The sequence below is a fragment of the Pseudomonas sp. S12(2018) genome (assembly GCF_024355235.1).
In the GTDB taxonomy this organism is placed as follows: domain Bacteria; phylum Pseudomonadota; class Gammaproteobacteria; order Pseudomonadales; family Pseudomonadaceae; genus Aquipseudomonas; species Aquipseudomonas palmensis.
Genome location: NZ_QLAD01000002.1, coordinates 403,416 through 419,119, shown reverse-complemented (window position 1 = coordinate 419,119; position 15,704 = coordinate 403,416). Strand labels below are relative to the sequence as shown.

General features: G+C 62.8%; 20 protein-coding genes. 11 read left to right on the top strand and 9 right to left on the bottom strand.

What is annotated here, in order from left to right; genetic code table 11:
* Window positions 1–7 precede the first annotated feature (7 nt).
* From rapZ to DN388_RS05790, 9 genes are all read right to left on the bottom strand, one after another.
* On the bottom strand, window positions 8–862 hold the full coding sequence (rapZ, locus tag DN388_RS05830; RefSeq protein ID WP_043862461.1) for an RNase adapter RapZ: 855 nt from the start codon (window positions 860–862) through the stop codon (window positions 8–10).
* A gap of 2 nt (window positions 863–864) precedes the next feature.
* Window positions 865–1,329, bottom strand: a complete 465-nt coding sequence (gene ptsN, locus DN388_RS05825) for a PTS IIA-like nitrogen regulatory protein PtsN (protein WP_043862460.1) — start codon at window positions 1,327–1,329, stop codon at window positions 865–867.
* A 12-nt stretch (window positions 1,330–1,341) separates the two neighbouring features.
* A complete protein-coding gene (gene raiA / locus DN388_RS05820; protein ID WP_043862459.1) occupies window positions 1,342–1,650 on the bottom strand; it encodes a ribosome-associated translation inhibitor RaiA in 309 nt (102 codons plus the stop codon).
* A gap of 82 nt (window positions 1,651–1,732) precedes the next feature.
* The gene (locus DN388_RS05815) at window positions 1,733–3,226 is read right to left on the bottom strand and encodes an RNA polymerase factor sigma-54 (RefSeq protein ID WP_043862458.1); all 1,494 of its coding nucleotides are present in this window, start codon (window positions 3,224–3,226) and stop codon (window positions 1,733–1,735) included.
* A 188-nt stretch (window positions 3,227–3,414) separates the two neighbouring features.
* Window positions 3,415–4,140, bottom strand: coding sequence for an LPS export ABC transporter ATP-binding protein (gene lptB / locus DN388_RS05810; RefSeq protein WP_043862457.1), 726 nt, complete (start codon window positions 4,138–4,140; stop codon window positions 3,415–3,417).
* Window positions 4,141–4,665 carry a lipopolysaccharide transport periplasmic protein LptA gene (gene lptA, locus DN388_RS05805; RefSeq protein ID WP_054916380.1) on the bottom strand — a complete coding sequence of 175 codons (525 nt, stop codon included), beginning with the start codon at window positions 4,663–4,665 and terminating at the stop codon, window positions 4,141–4,143.
* Window positions 4,652–5,224 carry an LPS export ABC transporter periplasmic protein LptC gene (gene lptC / locus DN388_RS05800; RefSeq protein ID WP_043862455.1) on the bottom strand — a complete coding sequence of 191 codons (573 nt, stop codon included), beginning with the start codon at window positions 5,222–5,224 and terminating at the stop codon, window positions 4,652–4,654. Before lptC ends, lptA begins: the two co-directional genes overlap by 14 nt.
* An 8-nt stretch (window positions 5,225–5,232) precedes the next feature.
* Window positions 5,233–5,757: an HAD family hydrolase gene (locus DN388_RS05795; protein WP_043862454.1), complete on the bottom strand. Its 525-nt coding sequence runs from the start codon at window positions 5,755–5,757 to the stop codon at window positions 5,233–5,235.
* Window positions 5,758–6,732, bottom strand: a complete 975-nt coding sequence (locus DN388_RS05790; RefSeq protein WP_043862453.1) for a KpsF/GutQ family sugar-phosphate isomerase — start codon at window positions 6,730–6,732, stop codon at window positions 5,758–5,760.
* Between the two features lie 256 nt (window positions 6,733–6,988).
* Between DN388_RS05790 and DN388_RS05785 the strand changes: the two genes are divergently transcribed.
* From DN388_RS05785 to DN388_RS05735, 11 genes are all read left to right on the top strand, one after another.
* The gene (locus DN388_RS05785) at window positions 6,989–7,798 is read left to right on the top strand and encodes an ATP-binding cassette domain-containing protein (protein ID WP_043862452.1); all 810 of its coding nucleotides are present in this window, start codon (window positions 6,989–6,991) and stop codon (window positions 7,796–7,798) included.
* Window positions 7,798–8,595 carry a lipid asymmetry maintenance ABC transporter permease subunit MlaE gene (gene mlaE, locus DN388_RS05780; protein WP_043862451.1) on the top strand — a complete coding sequence of 266 codons (798 nt, stop codon included), beginning with the start codon at window positions 7,798–7,800 and terminating at the stop codon, window positions 8,593–8,595. The genes DN388_RS05785 and mlaE overlap by 1 nt, the downstream gene beginning before the upstream one ends.
* Window positions 8,595–9,062 carry an outer membrane lipid asymmetry maintenance protein MlaD gene (gene mlaD, locus DN388_RS05775; protein WP_043862450.1) on the top strand — a complete coding sequence of 156 codons (468 nt, stop codon included), beginning with the start codon at window positions 8,595–8,597 and terminating at the stop codon, window positions 9,060–9,062. The genes mlaE and mlaD overlap by 1 nt, the downstream gene beginning before the upstream one ends.
* A 9-nt stretch (window positions 9,063–9,071) precedes the next feature.
* The gene (locus tag DN388_RS05770) at window positions 9,072–9,722 is read left to right on the top strand and encodes a phospholipid-binding protein MlaC (RefSeq protein WP_043862449.1); all 651 of its coding nucleotides are present in this window, start codon (window positions 9,072–9,074) and stop codon (window positions 9,720–9,722) included.
* On the top strand, window positions 9,719–10,021 hold the full coding sequence (locus DN388_RS05765) for a lipid asymmetry maintenance protein MlaB (RefSeq protein ID WP_254997564.1): 303 nt from the start codon (window positions 9,719–9,721) through the stop codon (window positions 10,019–10,021). Before DN388_RS05770 ends, DN388_RS05765 begins: the two co-directional genes overlap by 4 nt.
* Window positions 10,022–10,136: 115 nt before the next feature.
* Window positions 10,137–10,376, top strand: a complete 240-nt coding sequence (locus tag DN388_RS05760; protein WP_010223373.1) for a BolA family protein — start codon at window positions 10,137–10,139, stop codon at window positions 10,374–10,376.
* A gap of 23 nt (window positions 10,377–10,399) precedes the next feature.
* The gene (gene murA, locus DN388_RS05755; RefSeq protein ID WP_043862447.1) at window positions 10,400–11,665 is read left to right on the top strand and encodes a UDP-N-acetylglucosamine 1-carboxyvinyltransferase; all 1,266 of its coding nucleotides are present in this window, start codon (window positions 10,400–10,402) and stop codon (window positions 11,663–11,665) included.
* A 97-nt stretch (window positions 11,666–11,762) separates the two neighbouring features.
* Window positions 11,763–12,398, top strand: coding sequence for an ATP phosphoribosyltransferase (gene hisG / locus DN388_RS05750; RefSeq protein WP_043862446.1), 636 nt, complete (start codon window positions 11,763–11,765; stop codon window positions 12,396–12,398).
* Between the two features lie 126 nt (window positions 12,399–12,524).
* On the top strand, window positions 12,525–13,865 hold the full coding sequence (gene hisD, locus DN388_RS05745) for a histidinol dehydrogenase (RefSeq protein ID WP_043862445.1): 1,341 nt from the start codon (window positions 12,525–12,527) through the stop codon (window positions 13,863–13,865).
* Between the two features lie 2 nt (window positions 13,866–13,867).
* Entirely contained in the window at window positions 13,868–14,914 is a 1,047-nt protein-coding gene (hisC, locus tag DN388_RS05740; RefSeq protein ID WP_043862444.1) for a histidinol-phosphate transaminase, read from the top strand.
* A 131-nt stretch (window positions 14,915–15,045) separates the two neighbouring features.
* Window positions 15,046–15,693, top strand: a complete 648-nt coding sequence (locus tag DN388_RS05735) for a FadR/GntR family transcriptional regulator (RefSeq protein ID WP_043862443.1) — start codon at window positions 15,046–15,048, stop codon at window positions 15,691–15,693.
* Window positions 15,694–15,704: the final 11 nt, after the last annotated feature.

The following is a 15,704-nucleotide window of genomic DNA, read 5'->3' as shown; positions in this document are numbered from 1 at the left end:
CTGAGGGCTAGAGGTCGCGGTGGCGAACCTGGACGTTCTTCAATGTTTGTTGCAGCACCTGGCCCAGGCGTTCGGTGATGTACACCGAGCGATGATGACCGCCGGTGCAGCCGATGGCGATGGTGACATAGGCCCGGTTGCTGGCGGCGAACCGTGGCAGCCACTTGAGCAGGTACGACGAAATGTCCTGGAACATCTCCTCGACGTCCGGTTGCGCGGCCAGGTAGTCGATGACCGGTTGCTCCAACCCCGAATGATCCCGCAGCTCGGGCTTCCAATAGGGGTTGGGCAGGCAGCGCACATCGAACACCAGGTCGGCGTCGACCGGCATGCCACGCTTGAAGCCGAACGACTCCACCAGAAACGCCGTGCCCGGCTCGGGCTGGTTGAGCAGGCGCAGCTTGATCGAGTCGCGCAGCTGGTACAGGTTGAGGTTGGTGGTGTCGATCTTGAGGTCGGCCAGGTCGGCGATCGGCCCCAGCAGGTCGCTCTCTACCCGGATGGCTTCGGCCAGGGAGCGTTGCGTGTTGGTCAGCGGGTGGCGTCGGCGCGTCTCCGAGAAGCGCTTGAGCAGGGTTTCCTCGTCGGCGTCCAGGTACACCACATCGCAATGGATGTGCTTGCTGCGGGCATCCTCCAGCAGCTCGGGGAAGCGGCTCAGGTGGCTGGGCAGGTTGCGCGCGTCGATGGAAACGGCCACCAGCGGCTGCAGCAGCTCGGTATTGATCAGTGCGTTTTCGGCCAGTTGCGGCAACAGCCCGGCAGGCAGGTTGTCGATGCAGTAGTAGCCGTTGTCCTCAAGTACCGCGAGCGCGGTGCTCTTGCCGGAGCCGGAGCGACCGCTGACGATGATCAAGCGCATGTTCAGTGCCCGTTTTGCACGTCCAGTACGACCTGGTACAGGGATTGGCTATCGGTGGCCGCGCGCAGTTTGTCGCGCACGTCCTTGCGGTCGAGCATGCTGGCGATCTGGCGCAGCAGCTCAAGGTGCGCATCGGTGGCGGCTTCCGGGACCAGCAGCAGAAACAGCAGGTCGACGGGGGCGCCATCGATGGCGTCGAAGTCGATGGGAGCGTCCAGGTGCAGCAGGGCGCTTACCGGTTTTTCACAACCTTTCAGGCGGCAGTGCGGGATGGCGATACCATTGCCGAAGCCGGTCGAACCCAGTTTTTCACGGGCGATCAGGCTCTCGAACACGGTTTGGGTGTCCAGCTCGGGTACTTCCTTGCCGATCAGATTGGCAATCTGTTCGAGCGCACGCTTTTTACTGCCGCCCGGCACGTTCACGAGGGAACGGCCGGGGGTCAGGATATCTTCTAGTCGGATCATGGGTGGGGGGGATCAGCGGGCCGCTGCACCTTGCAGGAGGCTTTGCTGTTTTTCCTTGTGTTTTTTCAGTTGGCGGTCGAGCTTGTCGGTAAGGGCGTCGATCGCTGCATACATGTCTTGATGTTCGGCGTTGGCAACCACTTCGCCGCCCGGGATCTGCAAGGTAGCCTCAATTTTCTGCTGAAGCTTTTCGACCTTCATGATCACCGTCACGTTGGTGATCTTGTCGAAGTGACCCTCCAGTCGTTTCAGCTTCTGCTCGACATACTCGCGCAGTGGCGGAGTGACTTCTACATGCTGTCCACTGATATTGACTTGCATACAGCTTCTCCTTTTGTTGCCGGTGCATAAGAGGCAGGTGTTGCGCCTGCCACTGAATTGCGGTGGCACATCTCAGGGGATGTCACATCAATCGCTTGCGTTCGCTCGACGGTGCAATGCCAAGGGACTCGCGGTACTTGGCGACGGTGCGACGGGCTACCTGGATGCCTTGTGCCTCCAGTAAACCAGCGATCTTGCTGTCACTCAATGGCTTTTTCTGATTTTCAGCCGCGACCAGTTTCTTGATGATCGCGCGGATCGCCGTGGACGAGCATTCGCCGCCCTCGGAGGTGCTCACGTGGCTCGAGAAAAAGTATTTCAGTTCGTAGATGCCGCGCGGGGTGTGCATGTATTTCTGCGTGGTCACCCGCGAAATGGTCGACTCGTGCATGCCCACCGCCTCGGCGATATCGTGCAGTACCAGCGGTTTCATCGCTTCGTCGCCGTGGTCGAGAAAGCCGCGCTGGTGCTCGACGATCTGCGTGGCCACCTTCATCAGCGTCTCGTTGCGGCTCTGCAGGCTCTTGATGAACCAGCGCGCCTCCTGCAACTGGTTGCGCATGAAGGTGTTGTCGGCGCTGGTGTCGGCGCGACGCACGAAACCGGCGTATTGCGGGTTGACCCGCAGGCGCGGCACGGCTTCCTGGTTCAGCTCGACCAGCCAGCGGTCGGAATCCTTGCGCACGATGACATCGGGCACCACGTATTCGGCTTCGCTGGACTCGATCTGCGAGCCGGGGCGCGGGTTGAGGCTCTGTACCAGTTCGATGACCTGGCGCAGTTCGTCTTCCTTGAGCTTCATGCGACGCATCAGCTGGCTGTAGTCGCGGCTGCCGAGCAGGTCGATGTAGTCGCTGACCAGGCGCTGCGCCTCGGCCATCCACGGCGTACGCGGTGGCAGCTGGCGCAGTTGCAGCAGCAGGCATTCGCTGAGGTTGCGGGCACCGATGCCGGCGGGCTCGAACTGCTGGATGCGGTGCAGCACGGCCTCGACTTCGTCGAGTTCGATGTCCAGTTCCGGGTCGAACGACTCGCACACCTCTTCGAGGGTTTCCTCGAGATAGCCCTGGTTGTTGATGCAGTCGATCAGCGTCACGGCAATCAGCCGGTCGGTGTCGGACATCGGTGCCAGGTTGAGCTGCCACAGCAGGTGGCTCTGCAGGCTTTCGCCGGCGGAGGTGCGGGTGGTGAAGTCCCACTCGTCATCGTCATTGCTGGGCAGGCTGCTGGCGCTGGTCTGGTAGATGTCTTCCCAGGCCGTGTCGACCGGCAGTTCGTTGGGGATGCGCTCGTTCCATTCGCCTTCTTCGAGGTTGTCCACCGTGGGGGCGGACTCCTGGAAGCTGCTCTCCTGAGGTTCGGCAACCGGCTTGGTCTCGGCGTTGTCGGCCATCGGGTCGCTGTTGTCGAAATCCTCGCCTTCTTCCTGGCGTTCGAGCATCGGGTTGGACTCCAGCGCCTCCTGGATTTCCTGTTGCAGGTCCAGGGTGGAGAGCTGGAGCAGTCGGATAGCCTGTTGCAACTGAGGAGTCATCGTCAGTTGCTGGCCCATTCTTAGGACGAGCGATGGTTTCATGGCTGGGGCTTAACACCTTATTCGCCGGCGCACAGGCGCCATCTACTACAAGGGCGCGAGAGGCGCCAACTTTAAGCAAATTATATGCCTGAAATCAAAGCGTTTGCCTAGAGCGCTGGAACAATTAACCCCGGGTGGAGCCATTTGCCAGCGCCCAGGCAGCGCCATGTTCAGCCATGTGCCGCAGCTTACAGGCGGAACTCGTGGCCGAGGTACACCTCTTTCACCAGGTCGTTGGCCAGGATGGTCTGTGCATCGCCTTCGGCGATCAACTGGCCATCGTTGACGATGTAGGCGGTTTCGCAGATATCCAGGGTTTCACGGACGTTGTGGTCGGTGATCAGCACGCCGATGCCCTTGGCCTTGAGGTGGTGGATGATCTGCTTGATGTCGCCCACGGAGATCGGGTCGACACCGGCGAAAGGTTCGTCGAGCAGGATGAACTTGGGCGCGGTGGCCAGTGCCCGGGCAATCTCCACCCTGCGCCGCTCACCACCGGACAGGCTCATGCCCAGGTTGTCGCGGATGTGGCTGATGTGAAATTCCTGCAGCAGGCTTTCAAGCTCCTTGCGGCGACCATCGCGGTCGAGCTCCTTGCGGGTCTCGAGGATCGCCATGATGTTGTCGGCCACCGACAGCTTGCGAAAGATCGAGGCTTCCTGCGGCAGGTAGCCGATGCCGGCACGTGCGCGACCATGCATGGGCTGGTGGCTGACGTCCAGGTCATCGATCAGCACGCGGCCCTGGTCGGCCTGTACCAGGCCGACGATCATGTAGAAGCAGGTGGTCTTGCCGGCGCCGTTGGGGCCGAGCAGGCCGACGATCTGGCCGCTGTCGATGGACAGGCTGACATCACGCACGACTTGCCGGCTTTTGTAGGCCTTGGCCAGGTGCTGGGCTTTGAGGGTTGCCATCTACTCGGCCTTCTTCTTCGGCTGGATCACCATGTCGATGCGCGGACGCGACTCGGTGACTTTGCCACCGCGACCAGCGGTAGCGATCTGCTTCACCGTGTCGTAGACGATTTTCTCGCCTTCGGTGGTGTTGCCTTCATTGATGACCTTGGCGCGGTCAATCAGCACGATGCGGTTCTGTGGCGCATTGTACTGAATGGTCTTGCCGTAGCCCTGCATCTTGTCCGGCTTGGCTGCGCTCTGCTGCTGCTCGAAGTAGGCCAGGTTGCCCACCGAGGTCACGACGTCGATATCGCCGGAGGCAGTGCGGGTGATGGTCACGGTGTTGCCTTTGATCATCATCGAGCCCTGGGTGATGATCACGTCACCGGTATAGGTGGCAACGCCTTTCTTGTCATCCAGTTGAGCCTGGTCAGCCTGGATACGGATAGGCTGATCACGGTCGTTCGGCAGGGCCCAGGCGCTCGCGCTTCCCAGTGCTGCGCTCAGGCTGAGCAAAAAGGGGAGGGTTTTAACGAGCCTCATACTGTCCTCTTACGTTGGACAGCAGGTTCATCCTGCCGTCTTTCAGATACGCTTTCATTCCCTTGCCCGTAGTTGTGCCACCGGCGCCGTCGATTCTAACGGCTTGCTCGGTCTGCGCATATTGCTTCTGCGGGAAGACTGTCATGCGGGTGGTGGTAATGATGGTTTCGCGGTTCTGGTCGTCGGTGCGGGCAACCCGCACGTTGTCGATCAGTTCCACTTCGGTGCCGTCCGGGTTGACCTCGCCGCGGGTGCTCTGCACGTGCCACGGGTAGGCGGTACCGCGGTACATGTTGAGGTCCGGCGTGGTCAGCAGCGTCACTTCGCTGGCCTTGAGGTGTTCGACCTTGTCGGCGGTCATCTCGTACTGCAGCTTGCCATCGGGCAGAAACTGCACGCTGTGGGCGTTGATGGCGTAGTAGTCGATGGCGCTTTCGTCGACCTGCGCTGCGGGCTCGTCGAGGAACGTCTCGGGGCTGATGTTCCAGTAGCCGACCGCTGCAAACAAGGCAGCGATCACACTGAACAGCGCGATATTGCGGATCTTTTTACTGAACATGGATCGCTCTACAGGTAGTTGGCATTCGCCGCGTCCAGGTTGCCCTGGGCTTGCAGGATCAGTTCGCAGAACTCGCGGGCTGCGCCTTCGCCACCGCGTGCAAGGGTCACGCCATGGGCGTGCTGGCGCACGAACGGAGCGGCACTGGCTACGGCCATGCCCAGGCCGACCCGGCGAATCACCGGCAGGTCTGGCAGGTCGTCGCCCAGGTAGGCAACCTGTTCATAGCTTAGGCCCAGTTGACCAAGAAGGTCGTCGAGCACCACCAGTTTATCTTCGCGGCCCTGGTACAGGTGCGGGATGCCGAGGTTTTTCGCACGACGTTCGACCACCGGCGTCTTGCGCCCGCTGATGATCGCGGTGGTCACGCCCGAGTTCATGAGCATCTTGATGCCCTGGCCGTCGAGGGTGTTGAAGGTCTTGAATTCGCTGCCGTCCTCGAGAAAGTACAGGCGACCGTCGGTCAGCACGCCGTCCACATCGAATACCGCCAGCTTGATGGCCTTGCCGCGTTGCAGCAGATCGTCGTTCATTTACATCACTCCGGCGCGCAGCAGGTCGTGCATGTTCAGGGCGCCGACCGGCTGGTCTAGCGTGTCCACCACCACCAGCGCGCTGATCTTGTGGTCTTCCATGATCTTCAGGGCCTCGGCCGCGAGCATCTCGGCGCGGGCGGTCTTGCCGTGTACGGTCATCACTTCGTCGATCAGCGTGGTGTGCACGTCGATGTTGCGATCCAGGCTGCGGCGCAGGTCGCCGTCGGTGAACACCCCGGCCAGGCGGCCGTCGCTTTCGCGCACCACGGTCATGCCCAAACCTTTGCGAGACATTTCAAGCAGGGCGTCCTTGAGCAGCGTGCCGCGCTGAACCTGGGGCAACTCGTCACCGCCGTGCATCACGTTCTCGACCTTGAGCAGCAGGCGTCGGCCCAAGGCACCGCCCGGGTGCGAGAAGGCGAAGTCTTCGGCAGTGAAGCCGCGTGCCTCGAGCAGGGCGATGGCCAGGGCGTCGCCGAGTACCAGCGCAGCGGTGGTGGAGGACGTCGGGGCCAGGTTCAGCGGGCAGGCCTCCTGGCCCACGCGGGCGTCCAGGTTGACCTCGGCGGCCTTGGCCAGCGGCGAGTCGGGGTTGCCGGTGAGGCTGATGAGCTTGATGCCCAGGCGCTTGATCAGTGGCAGCAGGGTCACGATTTCGTTGGTGGTGCCCGAGTTGGACAGTGCCAGGATGATGTCGTCCCGGGTGATCATGCCCATGTCGCCGTGGCTGGCCTCGGCGGGGTGAACGAAGAACGACGTGGTGCCGGTGCTGGCCAGGGTGGCGGCAATCTTGTTGCCGATGTGCCCGGATTTGCCCATGCCCACCACCACGACCCGGCCCTTGCTGGCCAGGATCAGCTCGCAGGCCTTGACGAAATCGGCGTCGATATGGGCCAGCAGGCCCTCTACCGCTTCGATCTCGAGACGGATGGTGCGCTGTGCGGATTGGATCAGGTCGGTGGATTGGCTCATGTCGTAGATCGGATTGCCTGATGAAAAGGCGGGGATTATAGCGGTAATGCGCCAAAGCCTCACCTGTGATTGCAAGGATGCTCTGCCAGAAACCTTAAGTGAGCCTTAACTTGAGCTGAACAGCCTCGGTGATGGCCTTGGGGTGGCTCTATCAGCGGTGCTATAGTTCGCCGCCTGTTCGGCCCGCTCGGAGCGTGCGTGCCTCCATGAAGGAGGTTGGCGTCTGAGTGAAAAGGCTGCATCGCAAGGAGTTTAGATGAGCGTTGATAACGCCTACGCGGTCGAATTGAAGGGCGTGACCTTCAAGCGCGGCGCGCGCAGCATCTTCAATAATGTCGACATACGCATTCCCCGCGGCAAGGTTACCGGCATCATGGGGCCTTCCGGGTGCGGCAAGACCACGCTGCTGCGTCTGATGGGCGCGCAACTGCGCCCTGCCAGCGGTGAGGTGTGGGTGGCCGGGCAAAACCTGCCGACCCTGTCGCGCAGCGACCTGTTCGACGCGCGCAAGCACATGGGCGTGCTGTTCCAGAGCGGTGCACTGTTCACCGACCTCGACGTGTTCGAGAACGTCGCCTTCCCGCTGCGGGTGCATACCCAGCTGCCCGAGGAAATGATCCGCGACATCGTGCTGATGAAGCTGCAGGCCGTGGGCTTGCGCGGTGCCATCGAGCTGATGCCCGACGAACTGTCCGGCGGCATGAAGCGCCGTGTGGCGCTGGCCCGGGCGATTGCCCTGGACCCGCAGATCCTCATGTACGACGAACCTTTCGTCGGCCAGGACCCGATCGCCATGGGCGTGCTGGTACGCCTGATCCGCCTGCTCAACGATGCGCTGGGCATCACCAGCATCGTGGTTTCGCACGATCTTGCAGAAACCGCGAGCATTGCCGACTACCTGTATGTGGTGGGGGACGGCCAGGTACTGGGCCAGGGTACGCCGCAGGAGCTGATGGAGTCGGACAACCCGCGTATCCGCCAATTCATGAAAGGCGATCCGGATGGCCCGGTGCCCTTTCATTTTCCTGCGCCTGATTACCGCGCCGATCTGTTGGGGAAGCGTTGATGCGCAGAAAGTCATTGCTCGAACGTATTCGTCTGTTTGGTCGCTCCGCGATCGACGTAGTGGCCGTGCTGGGGCGCTCCTGCCTGTTCCTGCTGCATGCCCTGGTGGGGCGCGGCGGGATTGGCGGCGGGTTCCAGTTGCTGGTCAAGCAGCTGTACTCGGTCGGCGTGATGTCGCTGGCCATCATCGTCGTGTCCGGCGTGTTCATCGGCATGGTGCTGGCCCTGCAGGGCTTCAGCATCCTCACCAAGTACGGTTCGGAACAGGCGGTGGGGCAGATGGTTGCCCTGACCCTGCTGCGTGAACTGGGCCCGGTGGTGACCGCGCTGCTGTTCGCCGGGCGGGCCGGGTCGGCGCTGACCGCCGAAATCGGCAACATGAAATCCACCGAGCAGCTGTCGAGCCTGGAGATGATCGGCGTCGACCCGCTCAAGTACATCGTTGCACCGCGCCTGTGGGCCGGCTTCATCTCGCTGCCGCTGCTGGCGATGATCTTCAGCGTGGTCGGCATCTGGGGTGGGTCCTGGGTGGCGGTGGACTGGCTGGGAGTCTATGAAGGTTCCTTCTGGTCGAACATGCAGAACAGCGTTTCGTTCGTCGACGATGTACTCAACGGGGTGCTCAAGAGCCTCGTGTTTGCCTTCGTCGTCACCTGGATTGCCGTATTCCAAGGCTATGACTGTGAGCCCACTTCAGAGGGGATCAGCCGTGCCACTACCAAGACCGTGGTCTATGCCTCGCTGGCAGTCCTGGGTCTGGACTTTATTCTGACCGCCTTGATGTTTGGAGATTTCTGATGCAAAACCGCACCCTGGAAATCGGTGTCGGCCTGTTCCTCCTGGCCGGGATCCTGGCACTGCTTCTGCTGGCCCTGCGCGTCAGCGGCCTGTCCGCCAGCCCGAGCAGCGATACCTATAAACTTTACGCCTACTTCGACAATATCGCCGGTTTGACTGTCAGAGCTAAAGTGACCATGGCCGGTGTAACCATCGGCAAGGTCACGGCCATCGATCTGGACCGCGATACCTATACCGGTCGGGTGACGTTGCAGCTGGAAAAACGCGTCGACAACCTGCCGACCGATTCCACCGCCTCGATCCTGACCGCCGGGTTGCTCGGCGAGAAGTACATCGGCATCAGCGTGGGCGGTGAGGAAGCGGTGCTCAAGGAAGGTGGAACCATCCATGACACCCAGTCGGCGCTGGTACTGGAAGATCTGATTGGCAAGTTTTTGCTCAATACCGTTGGCAAAGAAGCTAAATAAGGAGTTTCCATGATTTCCATCCTGCGACGCGGCCTGTTGGTATTGCTGGCGAGCCTGCCGTTGATGGCCGTTGCGGCCACGCAATCGCCCAAAGAAGTGATCCAGACCACCACCACGCAACTGCTGTCCGACCTCAAGGCGAACAAGGAGCAGTACAAGGCCAACCCCAGCGCGTTCTACGATGCGCTCAACGCCAACCTGGGACCGGTGGTGGATGCCGATGGCATCTCCCGCAGCATCATGACGGTCAAGTACTCGCGCAAGGCTACCCCGGCCCAGATGCAGCGCTTCCAGGAAAACTTCAAGCGCAGCCTGATGCAGTTCTATGGCAACGCCCTGCTGGAATACAACAACCAGGGCATCACCGTGGGCGCCGAGAAGAAGGACGGCGACGACCGTGCCAGCGTCGACATGACGGTCAAGGGCAACAACGGCGCCGTCTACCCGGTTTCCTACACCCTGACCAAGCTCAATGGCGAGTGGAAGGTGCGTAACGTTATCGTCAACGGCATCAACATCGGCAAGCTGTTCCGTGACCAGTTCGCCGACGCCATGCAGCGCAACGGCAACGACCTGGACAAGACCATCGACGGCTGGGCCGGCGAAGTGGCCAAGGCCAAGGAAACCACCGAGCAAGCGGCCGAGAAGCAGGCCCAATGAGTGCGGCAGTCACCCTTGCCGCACCCGGCGTGCTGAGCCTGTCCGGTGTGCTGGATTACCGCACCGGCCCGGTGCTGCGCAAGCAGAGCAGGGCCCTGATTGCTGCCAGTCGCGAGCCTTCGCTGGTGCTGGACTGTTCGGCGGTGGAGCTTTCCAGCAGCGTGGGTCTGTCCCTGCTGCTGGCCTTCACCCGTGACGGGCAGGCGGCGGGCAAGACCATCGAGGTGCGCGGCATGCCCCATGGCATGCACGAAATCGCTCAGGTGTACGGGCTCGGCGAGCTGCTGGCCGGTCAATAAATACGGGTGCGCGACGGGCCCCTCTGTCAGAGTCCTCGTTTACGGGGTTCGCAGGCGAGGGGCTTTTTTGTATGATGGCCGACCCGCGCGCACAGGGCGCCGATTGAGGTTGAGCATGCAGGCCGTAGAAGTTAAGAACTTCCTTGAAGAAAAGTTGCCGGGAACCCGGGTCGAAGTTGAAGGCGAAGGCTGCAACTTCCAGCTGAACGTAATCAGTGACGAATTGGCGGCCCTGAGCCCGGTCAAGCGTCAGCAGCAGATCTATGCTCACCTGAACCCGTGGATCACCGATGGCAGCATCCATGCGGTAACCATGAAATTTTTCAGCAGCGCAGCCTGGGCTGAGCGCACCTGAGCCAACTTGGCGGCGAGATTCCAATGGACAAACTGATTATCACTGGCGGCGTTCGTCTCGATGGCGAAATCCGCATTTCCGGCGCAAAGAACGCAGCGCTGCCGATTCTGGCGGCCACCCTGCTGTGCGACGGCCCGGTCACCGTCGGCAACCTGCCGCACCTGCACGACATCACCACCATGATCGAGCTGTTCGGTCGCATGGGCATCGAGCCTGTGATCGACGAGAAGCTCGCGGTGGAGATCGACCCACGCACCATCAAGACCCTGGTCGCGCCGTATGAGCTGGTGAAGACCATGCGCGCCTCGATCCTGGTGCTGGGCCCCATGGTCGCCCGTTTCGGCGAGGCCGAAGTGGCCCTGCCTGGCGGTTGCGCCATTGGCTCGCGCCCGGTCGACCTGCACATCCGCGGCCTCGAGGCGATGGGCGCGAAGATCGAAGTCGAAGGCGGCTACATCAAGGCCAAGGCGCCTGAAGGCGGCCTGCGCGGTGCGCACTTCTTCTTCGACACCGTCAGCGTGACCGGTACCGAGAACATCATGATGGCCGCTGCCCTGGCCAAGGGCCGCAGCGTGCTGCAGAACGCCGCACGCGAGCCGGAAGTGGTCGACCTGGCCAACTTCCTCAACGCCATGGGCGCCAAGGTGCAGGGTGCCGGTACCGACACCATCACCATCGACGGCGTCGAGCGCCTGGGTTCGGCCGTATACCGCGTGATGCCCGACCGTATCGAGACCGGCACCTACCTGGTGGCCGCTGCCGTGACCGGCGGTCGCGTCAAGGTCAAGGACACCGATCCGACCATCCTCGAGGCGGTACTGGAGAAGCTCAAGGAAGCCGGTGCCGAAATCACCACCGGTGAAGACTGGATCGAGCTGGACATGCACGGCAAGCGGCCGAAAGCCGTGAACCTGCGCACCGCCCCGTACCCGGCGTTCCCTACCGACATGCAGGCGCAGTTCATCTCCCTCAACGCCATTGCCGAAGGCACCGGCGCGGTGATCGAGACGATCTTCGAAAACCGCTTCATGCACGTGTACGAGATGCACCGCATGGGCGCGCAGATCCAGGTCGAAGGCAACACCGCCATCGTCACCGGCACCAAGACCCTCAAGGGCGCTCCGGTCATGGCCACCGACCTGCGGGCTTCGGCCAGCCTGGTCATTTCGGCGCTGGTAGCCGAGGGCGACACCCTGATCGATCGCATCTACCACATAGACCGTGGCTACGAGTGCATCGAAGAGAAACTGCAGATGCTGGGCGCGAAGATCCGTCGCGTACCGGGCTAGCCCTGCACTCGGCGCAGGGACGCGCCACACGAATCGATTGCCGTCGGGCGCCTGCACGGGTCCGGCGGCTAAAGCCGCTTAAGGATTGACGTTTCCCATGTTGACCATCGCGCTGTCCAAGGGCCGCATTCTCGACGACACCCTGCCATTGCTGGCAGAGGCGGGCATCGTGCCTACCGAGAATCCGGACAAAAGCCGCAAGCTGATCATCCCGACCACCCAGGACGATGTACGCCTGCTGATCGTGCGTGCCACCGACGTGCCGACCTACGTCGAGCATGGCGCCGCCGACCTGGGCGTGGCCGGCAAGGACGTGCTGATGGAGTACGGCGGCCAGGGCCTGTACGAGCCGCTGGACCTGCAGATTGCCCAATGCAAGCTGATGACCGCCGGTGCCATCGGCGCTGCCGAACCCAAGGGGCGCCTGCGCGTGGCCACCAAGTTCGTCAACGTCGCCAAGCGCTACTACGCCGAGCAGGGCCGTCAGGTCGATATCATCAAGCTGTACGGCTCGATGGAGCTGGCACCGCTGATCAACCTGGCCGACAAGATCATCGACGTGGTCGACACCGGCAACACCCTGCGTGCCAACGGCCTGGAACCCCAGGAACTGATCGCCACCATCAGCTCCCGGCTGGTGGTCAACAAGGCCTCGATGAAGATGCAGCACGCACGCATCCAGAGCCTGATCGACGCCTTGCGTCTGGCCGTGGAATCGCGACACCGCGGCTGACTTCTGCGCGCGACCTTCGCTGTCGCGCCCGTCTATCCGCGTCATAGCCAATTTTCTCGGGTGCCCGCGCGGATGGACTGGTAGCTTAGGGCGCCTGAGCATCCGCCATTTACCGAGGCCTTAGCCATGACCACGTCCACTGCAATTCGCCGACTCAACGCTGCTGACCCGGATTTCGCCCGACATCTGGATCATCTGCTGAGCTGGGAAAGCGTGTCTGACGATGCGGTCAACCAGCGGGTGCTGGACATCATCAAGGCCGTGCGCGAGCGCGGCGACGCGGCGCTGGTGGAATTCACCCAGCGTTTCGACGGCGTCCAGGCCACCTCCATCGATGACCTGATCCTGGGGCGCGAGCGCCTGGAGCTGGCCCTGAGCCGCATTACTCCGGCGCAGCGCGAGGCGCTGGAAACCGCCGCCCGCCGGGTGCGCAGCTACCACGAAAGGCAGAAGCAGGACTCCTGGACCTACACCGAGGCCGACGGCACCGTGCTGGGCCAGAAGGTCACGCCGCTGGACCGCGCCGGGCTGTACGTACCGGGTGGCAAGGCGTCGTACCCCTCGTCGGTACTGATGAACGCGATTCCGGCCAAGGTTGCCGGGGTGTCCGAAGTGGTCATGGTGGTACCCACCCCGCGTGGTGAAATCAACGAGCTGGTGCTGGCTGCGGCGTGCATCGCCGGGGTCGACCGGGTGTTCACCATCGGTGGCGCCCAGGCGGTTGCCGCACTGGCCTACGGCACCGAGAGCGTGCCGCAGGTAGACAAGGTGGTCGGCCCGGGCAACATCTACGTGGCCACCGCCAAGCGCCATGTGTTTGGCCAGGTGGGCATCGACATGATTGCCGGCCCGTCGGAGATCCTTGTGGTGTGCGACGGCCAGACCGACCCGGACTGGATCGCCATGGACCTGTTCTCCCAGGCCGAGCATGACGAAGACGCCCAGGCGATTCTGGTCAGCCCCGATGCCGAGTTCCTCGACCGCGTGGCCGCAAGCATCGACAAGCTGCTGCCGGGCATGGACCGCGCCGAGATCATCCAGACCTCCATCAATGGCCGTGGCGCACTGATCCACGTGCGCGACATGCAGCAGGCCATCGAGGTGGCCAACCGCATCGCCCCCGAGCACCTGGAGTTGTCGGTGGCCGACCCGCAGGCCTGGTTGCCGCAGATCCGCCATGCCGGTGCGATCTTCATGGGCCGCCACACCAGCGAAGCGCTGGGCGACTACTGCGCTGGCCCCAACCACGTGCTGCCTACCTCCGGCACCGCACGGTTCTCCTCGCCGCTGGGGGTGTACGACTTCCAGAAGCGTTCCTCGATCATCTTCTGTTCCGAGCAGGGCGCTTCGGACCTGGGTCGCACCGCGTCGGTGCTGGCCCGTGGCGAATCCCTGAGCGCGCACGCACGCAGCGCCGAATACCGCATCCTTGGCGATCACACCCCTGTCGATAAAGAGGGCAACTGAGCATGAGCAAATTCTGGAGCCCCTTCGTCAAGGACCTGGTGCCTTACGTGCCGGGCGAGCAGCCCAAGCTGAGCAAGCTGGTCAAGCTCAACACCAACGAAAACCCCTATGGTCCTTCGCCAAAGGCGCTGGAGGCCATGCGCGGCGAGCTCAACGACAATCTGCGCCTGTACCCGGACCCCAATGGCGACCGGCTCAAGCAGGCGGTGGCCAGCTACTACGGCGTGCAGGCCAGCCAGGTGTTCCTGGGCAACGGTTCGGACGAAGTGCTCGCGCACATTTTCCACGGCCTGTTCCAGCACGATGCGCCGCTGCTGTTCCCCGACATCAGCTACAGCTTCTACCCGGTGTACTGCGGCCTGTACGGCATCCCGTATGAGGCGGTAGCGCTGGACGAGCAGTTCCAGATTCGTGTCGAGGATTACCAGCGCGCCAACGGCGGCATCATCTTCCCCAACCCGAACGCACCCACTGGCTGCCTGCTGGCGCTGGAGGCGGTCGAGCAGATGCTGCAGGCCAACCCCGATTCGGTGGTGGTGGTCGACGAAGCCTACATCGACTTCGGCGGCCAGACCGCCATCAGCCTGGTGGACCGCTACCCGAACCTGCTGGTGACGCAGACCTTGTCCAAGTCGCGTTCCCTGGCCGGCCTGCGGGTCGGGCTGGCGGTCGGCCACCCGGACCTGATCGAGGCGCTGGAGCGCATCAAGAACAGCTTCAACTCCTATCCGCTGGATCGCCTGGCCATCGTCGGCGCGGCGGCGGCGTTCGAGGACCAGGCGTATTTCGAACAGACCTGCCGTCAGGTGATCGACAGCCGGGAGCAGTTGGTGGCGCAGTTGACCGACCGCGGTTTCCAGGTGCTGCCGTCGGCGGCCAACTTCATCTTTGCCCGTCACCCCGAGCAGGATGCCGCTGCGCTGGCGGCCAAGTTGCGCGAGCAGGGCGTGATCGTGCGCCACTTCAAGCAGCAGCGCATCGCGCAGTTCCTGCGTATCAGCATCGGTACGCCCGAGCAGAACCAGGCGCTGCTTGACGCCTTGAACTGATAGCGCCTTGTCTTTCGCCAGCTAGGCGGGCTCCTGCGGGAGCCCGCCTAGCTGGCGATTGCATCGACGTGGCCCGACAGGCTATTCTCCGTTCCTCAGATTCGTCCGATGATTGGATGTAAGCACGTCAAATGACTCAACTCATCAAACGCTCCCTTGTCGAGCAGGCCGTCGAACAACTGCGCCAGCGCGTCGCCGATGGCGCCTGGGCCGTCGGCCAGCGCCTGCCCACCGAGCCCGAACTGGCCCTGGAACTAGGCATCAGCCGCAATACCGTGCGTGAAGCGATGCGCGTGCTCGCCTTTAGCGGCCTGGTCGAAGTGCGCCAGGGCGACGGCACCTACCTGCGCGCCAATGTCGACCCGCTGGCCACCGTGCAGGTGCTGTCGCGTTGCAGCCTCGAGCAGGCCCGCGAAACCCGGCACATCCTCGAAGCCGAGGCCATCGGGCTGGCGGCGCTGCGCCGCACCGACGACGACCTCAAGGGGCTGCATGAAGCCCTGCAGCACAGCGCCGAGCACTTTCACGACGACCTCGACAGCTACGTGGCCTGCGACCTGGTGTTTCACCAGCGCCTGGTGGACGCCGCACACAACCCGGCATTGAGCGAGCTGTACCGCTACTTCTCCGCCGTGGTGGCGTGCGCCGTGCACCACAACATGCGCGAATCGCGTTGCCAGGGCGTGTTCGACCTGCACCGCGACATTCTGCAGGCGGTCGAGCAACGCGACCCGGAACGGGCCAAGGCCCTGAGCAGAACCCTTATCAATGAAGCCTGACGCAGAGACAG

What these genes read in the sequence shown, in the direction of transcription:
- DN388_RS05785 (WP_043862452.1), top strand. Translation starts at nt 6,989, where the DNA reads ATGAGCGTTGATAACGCCTACGCGGTCGAATTGAAGGGCGTGACCTTC.
- DN388_RS05735 (WP_043862443.1), top strand. Translation starts at nt 15,046, where the DNA reads ATGACTCAACTCATCAAACGCTCCCTTGTCGAGCAGGCCGTCGAACAA.
- DN388_RS05760 (WP_010223373.1), top strand. Translation starts at nt 10,137, where the DNA reads ATGCAGGCCGTAGAAGTTAAGAACTTCCTTGAAGAAAAGTTGCCGGGA.
- raiA (WP_043862459.1), bottom strand. Translation starts at nt 1,650, where the DNA reads ATGCAAGTCAATATCAGTGGACAGCATGTAGAAGTCACTCCGCCACTG.
- hisC (WP_043862444.1), top strand. Translation starts at nt 13,868, where the DNA reads ATGAGCAAATTCTGGAGCCCCTTCGTCAAGGACCTGGTGCCTTACGTG.
- murA (WP_043862447.1), top strand. Translation starts at nt 10,400, where the DNA reads ATGGACAAACTGATTATCACTGGCGGCGTTCGTCTCGATGGCGAAATC.
- DN388_RS05815 (WP_043862458.1), bottom strand. Translation starts at nt 3,226, where the DNA reads ATGAAACCATCGCTCGTCCTAAGAATGGGCCAGCAACTGACGATGACT.
- mlaE (WP_043862451.1), top strand. Translation starts at nt 7,798, where the DNA reads ATGCGCAGAAAGTCATTGCTCGAACGTATTCGTCTGTTTGGTCGCTCC.
- ptsN (WP_043862460.1), bottom strand. Translation starts at nt 1,329, where the DNA reads ATGATCCGACTAGAAGATATCCTGACCCCCGGCCGTTCCCTCGTGAAC.
- DN388_RS05765 (WP_254997564.1), top strand. Translation starts at nt 9,719, where the DNA reads ATGAGTGCGGCAGTCACCCTTGCCGCACCCGGCGTGCTGAGCCTGTCC.
- DN388_RS05790 (WP_043862453.1), bottom strand. Translation starts at nt 6,732, where the DNA reads ATGAGCCAATCCACCGACCTGATCCAATCCGCACAGCGCACCATCCGT.
- DN388_RS05795 (WP_043862454.1), bottom strand. Translation starts at nt 5,757, where the DNA reads ATGAACGACGATCTGCTGCAACGCGGCAAGGCCATCAAGCTGGCGGTA.
- rapZ (WP_043862461.1), bottom strand. Translation starts at nt 862, where the DNA reads ATGCGCTTGATCATCGTCAGCGGTCGCTCCGGCTCCGGCAAGAGCACC.
- DN388_RS05770 (WP_043862449.1), top strand. Translation starts at nt 9,072, where the DNA reads ATGATTTCCATCCTGCGACGCGGCCTGTTGGTATTGCTGGCGAGCCTG.
- lptB (WP_043862457.1), bottom strand. Translation starts at nt 4,140, where the DNA reads ATGGCAACCCTCAAAGCCCAGCACCTGGCCAAGGCCTACAAAAGCCGG.
- hisG (WP_043862446.1), top strand. Translation starts at nt 11,763, where the DNA reads ATGTTGACCATCGCGCTGTCCAAGGGCCGCATTCTCGACGACACCCTG.
- lptC (WP_043862455.1), bottom strand. Translation starts at nt 5,224, where the DNA reads ATGTTCAGTAAAAAGATCCGCAATATCGCGCTGTTCAGTGTGATCGCT.
- mlaD (WP_043862450.1), top strand. Translation starts at nt 8,595, where the DNA reads ATGCAAAACCGCACCCTGGAAATCGGTGTCGGCCTGTTCCTCCTGGCC.
- hisD (WP_043862445.1), top strand. Translation starts at nt 12,525, where the DNA reads ATGACCACGTCCACTGCAATTCGCCGACTCAACGCTGCTGACCCGGAT.
- lptA (WP_054916380.1), bottom strand. Translation starts at nt 4,665, where the DNA reads ATGAGGCTCGTTAAAACCCTCCCCTTTTTGCTCAGCCTGAGCGCAGCA.